This is a genomic window from Gemmatimonadota bacterium (assembly GCA_009838645.1).
Taxonomy (GTDB): domain Bacteria; phylum JAAXHH01; class JAAXHH01; order JAAXHH01; family JAAXHH01; genus JAAXHH01.
This window is the reverse complement of record VXRC01000049.1, coordinates 277,971-291,107: the sequence shown is the minus strand read 5'-3', so window position 1 is coordinate 291,107 and position 13,137 is coordinate 277,971. Positions and strand designations below refer to the sequence as shown.

Sequence of the window (13,137 nt, the reverse complement as noted above, 5' to 3'; positions counted from 1 at the left end):
ACGGGACTCTACATGGGACTGATCGAATTCATCATCAACATCTACATGCTGGCCTTCGGACTCCGCCTGTTCATGCCCGCCGCGAGCCCCTTCAGCGAGAACCCGATCCAGCGGGGACTGTACACGGCGACCGAACCGGTGCTTCGGCCCATCCGCCAGGTGATCATGCGCGGCGAACCGCGTTTCGACTGGTCGCCCGTTTTTGCCATAATCGCTCTCGTGATCGTGCGGGGATTCCTGGTGACGGCCGTCATGGGCGTGCCACTGCCCACTTCCCTGGCCGCCGGAATGCTGGACGTATTCGATTTCGTGGTGCGGGTGCTCGCCATCCTGTTCCTCGGCGCTTTTTTCATCTCCATCGAGTCTCCTTTCGCCTTCAGCCAGTCCGGGCATATGATGCACAACATCGCCCACTTCTTCCTGGCCCCGATCCGCCGTTTCACCGGCTACCGGATCGGGCGGCCGGACGTTTCCGCACTGATGGGCATCGTACTGCTGGGCGTTCTGCACGGTCTCGTACTGTACCAGGCCGGCGCGTTGGTGGCACAGGCCGCCGGCGCTCCGGTGGACATGATCCTCGAGAGCATCGTCTACGTGATCGACTTCATTTTCGACGTGCTCTTCATCGTGATACTCGTACGCGCGGTGCTTTCGTTCTTCAACCCGGACACGGGCAACGCGCTGTTCCAGATACTCATTCTCTTCAGCGATCCCATTCTGGCGCCGATCCGCAGGATCCTGCCGTCGACGTACGGCATCGATTTTTCGCCGCTGATCGCCATTCTGATACTGAGGTTTATCCAGGTGAGTCTCCTGCCCCTGTTGCTGCGGATCTGACAGGAGCGCGACCGGCGGACCAGGAAACAGAGGTGAACGCATGGACATCAGTCCGGAGGAAATTCGGGAACGGAAGTTCAAGACGCGCTGGGTCAGCGGCTACGATATGGATGAAGTGGAAGCGTTTCTGAACAGCACCGCAGGCGCGTTCGAAAACCTCGCGAAGGAAAACGAATCGCTGCGGGCGAGGATGGCGGAGATGGACGGCGAGTTGTCCGATGTGGGCCGGAGGCGGAAACTGCTCGAGGACGCGCTCGTGTCCGCGCAGAAGGTCATTCACGACATGAAGGCCAACGCAATGAAAGAAGCGGAAAACGTGTTGAAAGATGCGGAGAACAAGGCGGACCGGTGGATCTCCGACGCGAACAACCAGGTCGCTGAAATCAAGCGGGAACTGGGCGCGCTTACCACGTTGAGGAAGGATTACGAGGTCAAATTCAGGATTCTGCTCGAATCCCACCAGGAGCAACTGGACACCATGCGGAGCATGGACCGGGATAGCGGCGAGCATCCGGCACCGGGCTGATTCCCGGGGCCGCCCGATATCTAAAGGCAGACACACGGTAACGAATGACGCACGAGCGAATCTCGCAGCTGGCCGGCAGGATAGGCGACTACCTGCGGGGAAACAGGATCGTTGGCCTGTCGTTGCCGGATGTATCTCCGGAGGCCTGTCCCTGGAGCGCGGTGAATGCGCCCGGGTCCTGGGCGCCCTTCGAAGCCGTCTACCGGGCCGGGCCGGTACTGCTCCCCTGTCTTGGAAGCGCCATGGACGCGGAACGCCGCATCGATGCGGTGCGGGTCCTGCGGATGCTGCGGGCCGAAAGCCTTTTGAGCGCCTTCGGCTGTTCCGCGCTGAATCTCGGTTGCGAAGCGGGTTCATTCGTGATCGTGGACGACCATGTAAACTGCACCGGCGAGAATCCGCTGCGGGGACCGAACGACGAACGGCTGGGGCCGAGGTATCCGGACATGAGTGCGCCCTATGACGCACGCTGGTCGAATGGCCTCAAAAGGGGCGCGGCTTCCCTGGGTCTTGAGTTGCGGGGCGTCGTGTATGGACGGGTCGCGCGGTCCGGTTCCTGTGATGAGCTCGCCGCGTGGGTCCGGGCGGGAATCGACGTGGTCGGCGAAGGTTTGCTGGATGAAGTGATCACGGCCGCACACTGTGGCCTGCCGGTCGCCGCGGTAGGTGTCATTGAAAAGAGTTTGACGGTCGACGGAAAAGTCTTATGTTCGTCGATACTCGCGCGAAGTGAGGATTACGGAAGGTTGGCAGCTATCATCGATCATTGTCTGCTTTGCCGTGGAGGTATGGATGACGGGTGAAGATCTGAAACGATTCGAAAAGCTCCTGCTCGAAAAGCGCGAAACGCTTTTGCATGAGTTGGGCTATTTCGGAAACAAGACGATTAACTCCGCGGCGCGCGATGTCGCGGGCAGCTATCCCTTTTCGGAACACCCGGCGGACCAGGGTACCGAATCGATGGAGCAGGAACAGGCCTATGACCTCGCCTCCCGCGAAGGACGATTCCTGTTTCATATCGACGAAGCCCTGGAGCGCATCAAGAACGGCGCTTACGGACTTTGCTACGTATGCAATGGAGAAATCGGCAAGGCCAGGCTCGAGGCCGTACCCCACGCCCGGATGTGCATTGAGTGTAAATCCAAGGAAGAACGAGGTCTGATCTAACATCTCCGGACTGAAAGCTTTGGCAAAGCCGGCCGTCATCTGCGCCGGTATCCTGATCCTGGACCAGATTACCAAGATAGCCGTTCAGCAGGGGATGGCGCTTCACCAGTCCTATCCCCTCCTGGGGGAAGTGGTCCAGTTAACGTACATTTTGAATCCCGGAGCCGCGTTCGGCATTACTCTCGGCGGCCGCTGGTTCTACCTGGTGCTGTCGGTCATCGCCTGCGCGGTCATGATCTACTACCTGTTCAGGATTCCCCCCGTCGAACGGTGGGGACGGTATGCCATGATGAGCATACTGGGCGGCGCGATCGGCAACCTGATCGATCGCGCGGTCTACGGCGCCGTTACGGATTTCATCGATATCGGGATGGGAGCGTACCGATGGCCCGTATTCAACGTGGCGGATTCCGCCATCACCATCGGGATCATCCTCCTGTTTACCCGTCTGGCCGCCATCAACCGGATATTGAACGATGAAGCGCCTTCCGGATGACTGGGAGGGATCCTTCGTCGAGACCGTGGTGCCCGCCTCGCAGTCCCAGTGGCGGCTGGATCGGTACCTGTCGGAAACGGACCTGCCGGTAACCAGGTCGAGAATCCAGCGCTGGATCCGGGCCGGCGCGGTTTCGGTCAACTCGGTCGTCGTGGAAAAGTGCGGCCATGGGGTTTCCGGAGGCGACGTCGTCGCCGTGACCATACCCGAAACCCCTCCCTTGACCGCGGAACCGGAGCCCCTCCCACTGGACATCGTCTACGAAGACGAAGCGCTCCTGGTGGTGAACAAGGCGGCGGGCATGGTCGTGCATCCGGCCTGCGGACATGCGCGTTCGACGCTGGTAAATGCCCTGTTGCACCACTGTGGGAACCTGGAGCAGTTCGACGATCCGGTCCGGCCGGGTATCGTGCATCGGCTGGACAAGGATACGTCCGGTCTGATGATCGTGGCGAAACGCGAAGACGCCCACGCGTTTCTCTCCCGACAGCTGGCCGAACGCCGCATAAAACGTGGTTACACCGGCCTGGCATGGGGCCGTTTCGCCGAACCCTCGGGGACGATCGACGCGCCGGTAGGACGGCATCCGCGGTTCAGGCAGCGGATGGCCGTGGTGGAAGAAAGCCGTGGCCGCCGAGCCGTCACCCATTACCGCGTAAGTGAATCATTAGAGGACGGGACGTTGCTGGCCCTGGTGCTGGAAACCGGCCGTACGCACCAGATCAGGGTTCACCTGGCCCACCTGGGCCATCCCGTCATCGGCGATCCGGTCTACGGGGGAAGGCTCAAGCGGCTGGCCGGCACGGCGCCTCGGCGCCGCCCGATGTTGAAAAAGATGCTGGATGTCCTGCGGCGGCAGGCGCTGCATGCATCCGAACTGGAGTTTATCCATCCATTCTCGGGCCGGCCCCATTCCTTCAAGGCGATCCTGCCCGACGACATGAAACAGGCTGTCGCTATTCTGTCCGGCAGTACGTGTACGACCGGCCCCCGATCGGAACGACATGGGTCCTGAAACCGCCTGATATAACGAGGCGCACTTCCCGATATCGCCATGCTCGATTCAACAGCCGTAGAAGCACGTTCGGACATCCTGTGGCACCGTGTGGTCGATGGGCTGACCCGCATGACGGCCGCAACGGGAGAAGCCGACCTGTCCGCCGCCATCGAAGAGATTTCGCTCGAGCTGTCCGGCGCGGAAGTCTGCCGTTTCTTCATGGTGGACTGCGAAGCGAACCGGATCGTCTTCGAAACCGCCGGCCGTGATTTCGTCCTGCCTGGGCCGGAGCGGGAGGTTGAGGCATTGCTGTCCTGGCTGCGGTCCCAACCGAGCACCCGGTTGGTCGAGGACGTCCGGCAGCTGGACTGGCCCCTGCAGACCGCATCCGGCCGCGAAGTGCTGAACGGACAGGCCGTACTTTTTCATCACCAGATCGACGAACGGTTTCACTGCGTCCTGCTCGCGGTCATGGCTTCCGGCGAGACCGGCATCGACCCCGAACGCCTCGAGGTAACCATCTCCCTGGCGCGCCACGCCGGCTACGCGGTCACGCGGCTGCTGCATTTCAAACTGGCCCGGCGGGAGATGATCCACCGGACCGCCCTGTACGAGGTGGGCAAACGGATCAGCAGTTCGCTGGACCTGAGCGAGGTCCTGAACCTTATCATCGACGCGCTGCAGACCGTGGTGCCCTACGATGCGGCGGTCATCTTCCTGCTCGACGAGGACCAGGACGCGGTTGTCGAACAGACCATCCGGGGATATTCGCCGGATCTGGACGCGATCAACCTGAAGATGGGCGAAGGCATCAGCGGGTCCGCGGCCGAGACCGGAAGGGCGATTATCGTGCCGGACGTGTCCCTGGATGACCGGTACGTGCAGCACCGGCCGGGCACGAAATCGGAAATGGCCGTACCCATGCTTTCCGGTAACCAGGTCATCGGGGTCTTCAACATCGAAAACGACCGGGCGAACGCCTACGACGCGGAGGCCCAGTCCCTGCTGGAGGCCTTTGCATCCCAGGCGAGTATCGCCATTCAGAACGCGCGCCTGTTCGATGACGCGCGGCGGAGCCGGCTGCTGGACCGGGAACTGGAGGTCGCCGGCGAGATTCAGCGCGCCCTGCTGCCGCGCGCCGTGCCTGTAGTGCGCGGCCTCTCCCTGGCCGCATTCAGCGAACCCAGCCGGGAGGTCGGGGGCGACTTCTACGATTTCATTCCCTTTTCCGACAAGCAACTGGGCGTGGCTGTGGGCGACGTGGTCGGCAAGGGCATTCCCGCCGCGCTGACCATGGCTTCGCTCTATACGTCTTTCCACGAATTCGCCAATTATTACGTCTACCTTCCGAGTTACGTCATCGGTCACGTCAACGAGGTCCTGTACGAGGTCACGTCCGCGGACCGATTCGCCACCCTGTTCTACGGTATCGCGAACCTGCAGGAAAACACCTTCGTCTATTGCAACGCCGGCCATCCACCGCCCCTGCTGTGCCGGAAATCCGGTGAAACGGTCAATCTCCACACCGGGGGACTGATCGTGGGTTCGTTCGAGGACGCGAGTTTCGAGGACGGTCGCGTGTACCTGGATGATGGAGACGTCGTGGTCCTGTATTCGGACGGCCTCATCGAGAAGTCCATCATGGAAGACGAGATTTTCGGCATCGAACGGCTGGAACAGGCGATCAAGGACTGTCATGACTGTCCGGTCGAGGAGATCCGGGACCACGTCGTCGCAGTGTGGCGCGCCTTCGTGGGCGGCGGCAGGCTGGACGACGACACGACGATGATCGTCGTAAAGAAGGAATCATGAGATAAGGAGCTATGAAAGAAGGAACCATAGATTTCAAGGGTGGACCGGCGGCAGGCTGGACCGGGCATCGCGGGATTCACGCGCAGGGAACAGCGGAGGACTACGCATGGGCGTTCGTATAGGATTTATCGGAACCGGCGGCATTGCGGGCATGCACCTGGGACTCCTGCCGGATATCGAGCGGGCCGAACTCGTGGCGTACGCGGACATCCAGGTCGAGCGCGCGCAGGCGGCGGCCGACCGGTGCGGAGGCCGCGCGTACGGCGACTACCGCGAGATGCTGGACCGGGAAGAACTGGATGCCGTGTACGTATGCCTCCCGCCCTTCGCCCACGGCGATCCCGAAATGGCCGTACTGGAACGCAACCTCCACCTGTTTGTCGAGAAACCCCAAGCGCTGGACGTCGATACCGCGCGTGACATCGCGGCAAAGGTCGAAGAATGTGGCGTCCTCTCGTGCGTGGGGTACAACTGGCGGTACCTGGACGTGACGGAAAAGGCCCGGGACCTGTTATCCGGCGTGCGGCCGGCCCTCGCGATCGGATACTGGATCGGAAACACGCCCGGATCCCCCTGGTGGCGTGTGAAGGCGAAGTCGGGCGGACAGATCGTGGAGCAGACCACACACGTGTACGACTGCGCGCGGTACCTCATGGGGGACGTGGTCAGCGTCTACGCGGCGGGAACGAAGGGACGGATGCTGGATCTGCCGAACTACGACGTGGAAGACGCCAGTACGGTGTCGCTCGTGTTCGAAAGCGGCGCCGTGGCCACCATACTCTCTTCCTGTGTCGCCGAACAGGGTTATGGAACCGCGCTCGAGGTCATTGCCCGGGGGCTCACGGTGAAGATCGCCGGAGGCAATCTGCACGTCGTGCGCGAAGACGAAACGGTGCGGTATCCCGGCCGGAACAACCCTTACCAGCTTGAGAACGAACTCTTCCTTCAGGCCATCGAAGAGGAGAATCCGTCCCTCATCCGATCGGCCTACGGCGACGTCGTCAACAGCCTCGCCGTCACCCTCGCGGCGAACGAATCCATGGCGTCGGGCGAAGTCGTTCACCTCGCGTAGACGGCACGGTCAGCCCGAAAGCACGGTGGATGCGGGGAACCGGACGGTACCGCCGCCAGCCTGGTCAGCCCAGGCAGCGCCTGAGGTTATCGAGCCCGATGCGAACGCCGTCGACGGGATGTTCGAGTCCTTCGAATTCGATGGAAAGCACGCCATCGTATCCGTGGCGTGAGAGGACGTGCAGGCAGGACGCCAGAGGGACTTCCCCGTGGCCGACGATGGCGCCCCTGAGATAGTTGCCGCCCCGGGTCCGGAACCATCCCTCACCAGGGTCGGTATCCGTGCCCGGCCTGGTGTGGAAGTCCTTGGCGTGCACATGAAAGGCGTAGGGGATCAGACGTCCCACGGCGGCGTCGGGCGGTTCGTCCACGCACAGGAAGTTGCCGATGTCGATGAGCACGCCGAAATTCTCGTGATTCACGGCGTTGACCAGCCTTTCCACCCGTTCACTGTCCTGGCAGAACATCCCATGGTTCTCCACCATGGTCCGAACGCCCAGGTCCGCCGCGAACTCCGTGACCGCCCGGATCGCCGGCACGAGGACGGCCAGGGCATCATCGAATGAGCGCTCACCGGGACGGCTGTCGGGGAATCCCCTCGTGGCGTCGTGGCGCATGCCGGGCGCGCCGAGCAGGTGGGCAATGCGCACCTCGTCTTTCACCCGCTCCACCTCGCGTTGCCAGTCTCCCCCGCTACCGTTGATGAAATCCGCGCCGACCGTGTAGTTGGCGATGGGAAGTCCCGCCTCATCGCAGGCCGCGCGTACGTCGGGGGCGTACTTTTCGAACGGCTCGCTTCCGGGCGGGTGAAGCGAGGAGAACTCGATCACGTCGCATCCGAGTTCCGCCGTCTTGCGGATGGCGTCGAATTCCGTCATCTCGCCGCTTCGGACCAACCGGCTGTAGCTGTAAGAACTGACCCCGATCTGCATGGCGCTCCCTGGTGGGCTCACGTGGCGGAAACGACGGGTTGGCGGACCGTATGCTCGTACTCGGCGATGACTTCAGCTACCGGCGGTGCGTCGGGGAAGAAAGAGAGGATGCGCAGCAATACGTCGTCCAGCATGATATCGGGACAGGACGCGCCACAGGTCAGGATGATGTCGACGGGCCGGGTGATCGGCAGCCAGTCGATGGTCGCGACGATCGACTTGGATTCCAGGTCGAAGTGGCGGATCTGCCGGTCCGACAGAATGTCCTTGCTGCTGTTGATGAAGAAGGTGCTGATCGTTTCCTCGCAGAGCTCCACCAGGTGGGAGGTGTTGGACGAGTTGTAGCCGCCGACCACAAGGGCGACGTCCGCCCCCTTTTCGATCATCGCGTAGGTGGCGTTCTGGTTCTCGTTACTCGCGTAGCACAGGGTGTCGGAAGTATCGGCGAAATGATCGGCGATGCGCTCGGCGCCGTGCCGTTCCTCCAGCGCTTCCCTGATCAGCCGCGCGATCTCGTGGGTCTCGCTGGCGAGCATGGTGGTCTGGTTGATTACGCCGACCCGGTTCAGATGGACTTCCGGTTCGAATCCCTCCGAACAGTTGTCGCCGAATACTTCGAAAAACCGGTCCCCGTCGGCCTTTCCCGTGATGATATCGGCGAGGATGAGGGTCTCCTCCCGGTTCCGCACCACGACGGTCGGGGCCTGCTGGACGCTGTGGGAAAAGGTCGCGCGCGTCTCTTCGTGCCGGGGTTTGCCGTGTATGACGACCGTGAAACCCTGCTGCCCGATCTGACCGCCCCGGGTCCAGACCTTTTCGACGAAGGGGCAGGTCGTGTCATAGGTGCAGAAGTCGATGCCGCGGCGGGTCAGCATTTCCTTGATCTCCACCGTGGTGCCGAAGGCGGGGACGACGACCAGGTCGTCCCGTGTCAGTTCGTCCCAGGGAATGAGCTGTTCGCCGAGGGTGGTATGGATGAACTGGATGCCCCTGGACTGCAGGTCGGTATTGACGTTCGGATTGTGGATCATCTCGCTGAGCAGGAAGATCCGCTTGTCCGGGTTCTCCTCCAGCGTCTTGTACACGATCTCGATGGCGTTTTCCACGCCGTAGCAGAACCCGAAATGCCGGGCGAAAACGAACCGTACGCCGCCGAAATTCAGTACGGAGGGCGTCAGATCCTTCTTCTTGGGATCGACCAGCCGCCGGCCCTGCTTGATCCGGGAGGTGATTTCGCTCTTGTAGTAACTGGGAATGTCGAACTGGCGCGCCATCGCTAAGCCCTTGTGGATATGGCCTTTACCGGTATATCAATTTAACACGGAGCGCCCGCGAGGGCAACGGTTTTCGGCTTCGTACCGGCGCGATCCGGTCGGATCCGGTCAGATCCGATGCGCGAGGGTTTCGTCGATGTGCTTTTTCAAATAGACGGTAAAGGGTGTGCCGCCCGTGCCCACGTGACCCTTGTTCTCCCGCTGCCCGGGTTTGAGCACGTACATGGCGGCGTACTCGATATGCAGCCGACGGAATTCGTACAGCGCTTCCACCGAGGCATTGTAGGCGTCTCGCAAGCCGGGCTGGTCGTTCTCTCGGTCCCGGACGAACTTCCGCACGGACGGTCCCGCTTCCACCGTTTCGATGAAGTGCCGGTCCTGCACGGGCATATAGTCTCGCATTTCCATCAGGTAGGCCCGCATCTCATCGTAGCCGTGCTCGACCCCGAGAAAACCGTCCACGGCGTAAATGACCGCGCTCTGCGCCCCGGTTTCGCCGCGGAACTGCCGGGGCTTCCCTCCATAGGCCTCCACGCCCGAATACACCATGCCATCGGGCAGTTCGGGGTTGTTCTTCCAGCCGAACATGTACGGCCTGACCCGGTGATAGTAGGTATTGGGATCACACCGTTCCGTCATGCGTTCCAGGACCGCCCGCATTTCGAGGAGCGTCCCGGTCACGGCGTCCAGGCAGCGCGCGACGGTCCCGGCGTCTCCCCGCGACACCGCGTCCTGGCCGGGAATCAGCATGGAGAGCGCTTTTCCCGAGACCGCCTCGATATGCACGTGGATCGTGACGAACCACTCCTCGTCCATCCCGCCGAGGAAATTCAGCATCATGTGGAGATTGCCGACTTCGACGGGGCCCTGGCGGTCGAACCTGCGCCAGTTGTACATGACCTGGGAGGCGTAGGTCAGCATGGGAGGCCGTCCAAGGCGGCAGGCCACGCCGTGCCAGGCCGTGGCCAGGTTCCGGGGGATGGCTGTGGCCACCGGGTGATCGGGGGCGAAGACGTACATGTTGGCCAGGAAGGAAAGCAGGCTCATGGCCCGTTCATGCTCGGCCAGGGTTTCCAGGATGCTCCCCGGAAAGGGGGGAAGATCCTCTATCGTGGGGCGGATATGGCGCGTCAGAGCCAGCTTGGGCAGCACGCGGCCGGCCTGTTCCCATTCCCCGAAGGGTTCAGGCAGGCGGGAAAGGGGGTCTTCGGGCGGAAGAAAACCGTAGGTAAAGTCGCGTGTTTCGGGCGACATCAAGGCGGCGTACAGGGGATCCGGTTCCACCTGGGTCATGGGAGACCCTCCGGGATGCGTCCCGCCAAGGGATCCGGTCCATCTTCAGGCCTTTCTTCAGGCCGTGATCTGGAAATCCTCGGCGTTCGGATCGTATTCGTCGAATAGGTCTTTCTTGCCGTAGTCCGCGGGGATGTCGCGGTACACTACAAAGGGCGGATATGCCCGGTAACGATCCGGATCGGCCAATCCGGCCACCTCGCCGTCCCGAACCAGATGCACGTTCACGTCATCGATCGAGGGTGGGCACAGTCCCCGTTCGATCCCTACCTGCAGATACACCAGGTTCTCGGGTTCGAAACCCATGAGATGGGCCGCCACGAGGTCCACCGCGGCCATGGATGCGCCGGCGACGACGAGGCCGGTGGGAAAGTTTCGGCCCTGGTAGAAGGCGTTGCCGTCCCGTCCCACGATGCCCTCCACCACGTTGAAATCTGGCTGGCAGGCCAGGTAGACGTCCCAGTGCATGTGGGCGATGGTCCGCTGCCAGGCCTCGTGGTCTTCGACGCGCATCCATTCCCGTCCCTGCTTTCGCCGGTCGTCGCGCCCGAACGTGGCACGCCACGCGTCCGAACAGAGGTGCCGTTCCGTGACCGGTATCATGACGCCCTGCTGGTTCTTGCCGCACAGGGTGACCACGCCCAGGTTGTGGGTCTTCAGCTTGGGCACGTTAACGTAGAATACGTTCTCCGCGGCCGCCCAGCGGGAAATCCCGATGTTGTGAAGCCGTACCGTGTTCCCCGGGGTGACGCGCACGTTGCCGTAGTCCGCCAGCTCGAGCAACCGCACGCGTTTTTCGCGCGCCATCTCCGTGTAGCCGCTTCGGGCCCAGGCCAGGTCGCGCTGGGCCTTCGAAGTCAGCCGGCTGGTCGCTTCGCCGACGTATACCTCGCCGACCGGAACGCCCGCGTCTTCGACGAAGTAATCGACGAGACCGGCCACGAAGGCCGGATGGGTGACGATACCGCTGTTCCGCGGCGCCCCGGCGGTGACGTTGGGCTTCATCATCACGGCGCGGTTGCCGGGATCGACGCCCAGGGCGTGCAGCATCTCACGGGCCGGTACGGCGAAGGCCGCATCGCTCAACGCGTCTTCGCCGTCCAGGCGGGTTTTCAGGATATACACATCGGGTTTGGACATTTTCTCATCTCCCGTGGGCCGCTTATCTCGTCCCCAACAAGCCGCCGCGATCACGCCCTGCGGGCCGTCGTGGGCGCCTGGGCGCCACCGCGATCATGCCCACCGGCTCATGGTGACTTTCTGACGCGTGTAGAAGGCGAAACCCTCCTTGCCCTGGATGTGCAGATCGCCGTAGAACGAGCCGTTCCAACCCGAGAACGGGAAGAACGCCATGGGCGCCGGCACACCCACGTTGATGCCTACCATCCCGGCACTCACTCGATTCCTGAATGTCCGGGCGGCCTTTCCGTCACCCGTGAACAGGACCGCGGCGTTGCCGAAACCGCTCTGGTTGCAGGCCTCGATGCCTTTGTCCAGGCTGTCGGTGCGGATCACGGAGAGGACCGGACCGAAGATCTCCTCGCGGACGATCTTCATGCCGGTGGACGCTTCGTCGAATATCGTGGGACCCAGGTAGAACCCGTCCGGCGTTTCCGGCACTTCGACCCCCCGGCCGTCCCGGTAGAGCGAGGCGCCGTCCGACAGGCCCGAGGCGATGTATCCATGTACCTTGTCGAGGTGCTGCCGGGTAACGACCGGTCCCATGTCCGCCCCGGGATCCCGGTCCGTCGGACCGACCTTCATCCCGTCCAGCGCTTCGCGCAGCGGAGGCAGCACGCGCCGGGCCGCGTCATCCACCGTCACCGCCACACTGCCGGCCATGCACCGCTCCCCGGCGCAGCCGTACACCGATCCGATCAGGGCGTCCACCGTGAAAGCCGGATCCGCGTCAGGCAGGATGACCATGTAGTTCTTGGCGCCGCCGGCCGCCTGCACGCGCTTGCCGTGGGCCGTCGCGGTCGTGTAGACGTGCCGGGCTACGGGCGAAGACCCGACGAAGGAAACGGCATCGATGCCCGGGTGGGTGCAGAGGGCGTTGACCACGTCCACGCCGCCGTGCACGAGGTTCATCACGCCAGGCGGCAGCCCGGCTTCCTGCAGGAGTTCCACGAGCCTGACGGCGGTCAGCGGCACCTTCTCCGACGGCTTGAGCACGAAGGTGTTACCGCAGACGATGGCGATGGGATACATCCACATGGGCACCATGGCCGGGAAGTTGAAGGGCGTGATCCCCGCGCAGACGCCCACGGGCTGGCGGATGGTGTCGCAATCGATCCCGCTGGCGATCTCTTCCAGCGCGTCGCCCATGAGCAGCGTCGGTGCCCCGCAGGCGAATTCCACGACCTCGATGCCCCGGCGCACGGATCCCCGCGCTTCTTCAAGGGTCTTGCCGTGCTCCCGCGTGACCAGGCGGGACAGTTCCTCGAAATGCGCTTCGAGCAGATGCACGTACCGGAAGAGTATCCTGGCCCTGTCCACGACCGGGGTCGCCGACCAGTCGGAAAGGGCTTCCCGGGCGGCTCGAACCGCGGCATCGACTTCGGAGGCGCCGCACATGGGCGTCCTCGCGATCACGCTGCCGTCCGATGGATTGAATACCGGTTCCGTGGCCGCGTCGGCCGCGCCGGTCCAGTTTCCGCCGATGAACAGTGGGCATCCGTTCGTTTCCTGATCAAGCATGTGCAACCTCGATGTCTTCCTCAGTTATGATT

The 13,137-nt window shown here is 62.8% G+C and carries 13 protein-coding genes; 8 read left to right on the top strand and 5 right to left on the bottom strand.

Annotated elements, in window-relative coordinates; all coding sequences use genetic code 11:
- The first annotated feature begins 12 nt into the window (after positions 1 to 12).
- From F4Y38_15235 to F4Y38_15200, 8 genes are all read left to right on the top strand, one after another.
- Positions 13 to 837 carry a YggT family protein gene (locus F4Y38_15235; protein MXY50631.1) on the top strand — a complete coding sequence of 275 codons (825 nt, stop codon included), beginning with the start codon at positions 13 to 15 and terminating at the stop codon, positions 835 to 837.
- A 40-nt stretch (positions 838 to 877) separates the two neighbouring features.
- Complete coding sequence (locus F4Y38_15230; GenBank protein MXY50630.1) at positions 878 to 1,363, top strand: DivIVA domain-containing protein; 486 nt, start codon at positions 878 to 880, stop codon at positions 1,361 to 1,363.
- Positions 1,364 to 1,407: 44 nt separating this feature from the next.
- Complete coding sequence (locus F4Y38_15225; GenBank protein MXY50629.1) at positions 1,408 to 2,166, top strand: hypothetical protein; 759 nt, start codon at positions 1,408 to 1,410, stop codon at positions 2,164 to 2,166.
- Positions 2,156 to 2,530 (top strand): TraR/DksA family transcriptional regulator, encoded by a 375-nt coding sequence (locus F4Y38_15220; protein MXY50628.1) that lies wholly within the window; start codon positions 2,156 to 2,158, stop codon positions 2,528 to 2,530. The genes F4Y38_15225 and F4Y38_15220 overlap by 11 nt, the downstream gene beginning before the upstream one ends.
- Before the next feature lie 10 nt (positions 2,531 to 2,540).
- A complete protein-coding gene (gene lspA / locus F4Y38_15215; GenBank protein ID MXY50627.1) occupies positions 2,541 to 3,026 on the top strand; it encodes a signal peptidase II in 486 nt (161 codons plus the stop codon).
- Positions 3,007 to 4,041, top strand: a complete 1,035-nt coding sequence (locus F4Y38_15210) for an RluA family pseudouridine synthase (protein MXY50626.1) — start codon at positions 3,007 to 3,009, stop codon at positions 4,039 to 4,041. Before lspA ends, F4Y38_15210 begins: the two co-directional genes overlap by 20 nt.
- A gap of 39 nt (positions 4,042 to 4,080) precedes the next feature.
- Positions 4,081 to 5,835 carry a SpoIIE family protein phosphatase gene (locus tag F4Y38_15205; GenBank protein ID MXY50625.1) on the top strand — a complete coding sequence of 585 codons (1,755 nt, stop codon included), beginning with the start codon at positions 4,081 to 4,083 and terminating at the stop codon, positions 5,833 to 5,835.
- Between the two features lie 106 nt (positions 5,836 to 5,941).
- Complete coding sequence (locus F4Y38_15200) at positions 5,942 to 6,907, top strand: Gfo/Idh/MocA family oxidoreductase (GenBank protein MXY50624.1); 966 nt, start codon at positions 5,942 to 5,944, stop codon at positions 6,905 to 6,907.
- A gap of 64 nt (positions 6,908 to 6,971) precedes the next feature.
- On the opposite strand, the gene F4Y38_15195 is transcribed toward F4Y38_15200, so the two are convergent.
- From F4Y38_15195 to F4Y38_15175, 5 genes are all read right to left on the bottom strand, one after another.
- Entirely contained in the window at positions 6,972 to 7,838 is an 867-nt protein-coding gene (locus F4Y38_15195; GenBank protein MXY50623.1) for a sugar phosphate isomerase/epimerase, read from the bottom strand.
- A gap of 17 nt (positions 7,839 to 7,855) precedes the next feature.
- Complete coding sequence (locus tag F4Y38_15190; GenBank protein ID MXY50622.1) at positions 7,856 to 9,112, bottom strand: 4-hydroxy-3-methylbut-2-enyl diphosphate reductase; 1,257 nt, start codon at positions 9,110 to 9,112, stop codon at positions 7,856 to 7,858.
- Positions 9,113 to 9,220: 108 nt separating this feature from the next.
- Positions 9,221 to 10,366: a hypothetical protein gene (locus F4Y38_15185; protein ID MXY50621.1), complete on the bottom strand. Its 1,146-nt coding sequence runs from the start codon at positions 10,364 to 10,366 to the stop codon at positions 9,221 to 9,223.
- Between the two features lie 96 nt (positions 10,367 to 10,462).
- Positions 10,463 to 11,545: a DUF362 domain-containing protein gene (locus tag F4Y38_15180; GenBank protein MXY50620.1), complete on the bottom strand. Its 1,083-nt coding sequence runs from the start codon at positions 11,543 to 11,545 to the stop codon at positions 10,463 to 10,465.
- 93 nt (positions 11,546 to 11,638) lie between these two features.
- Entirely contained in the window at positions 11,639 to 13,105 is a 1,467-nt protein-coding gene (locus F4Y38_15175) for a CoA-acylating methylmalonate-semialdehyde dehydrogenase (protein ID MXY50619.1), read from the bottom strand.
- Positions 13,106 to 13,137: the final 32 nt, after the last annotated feature.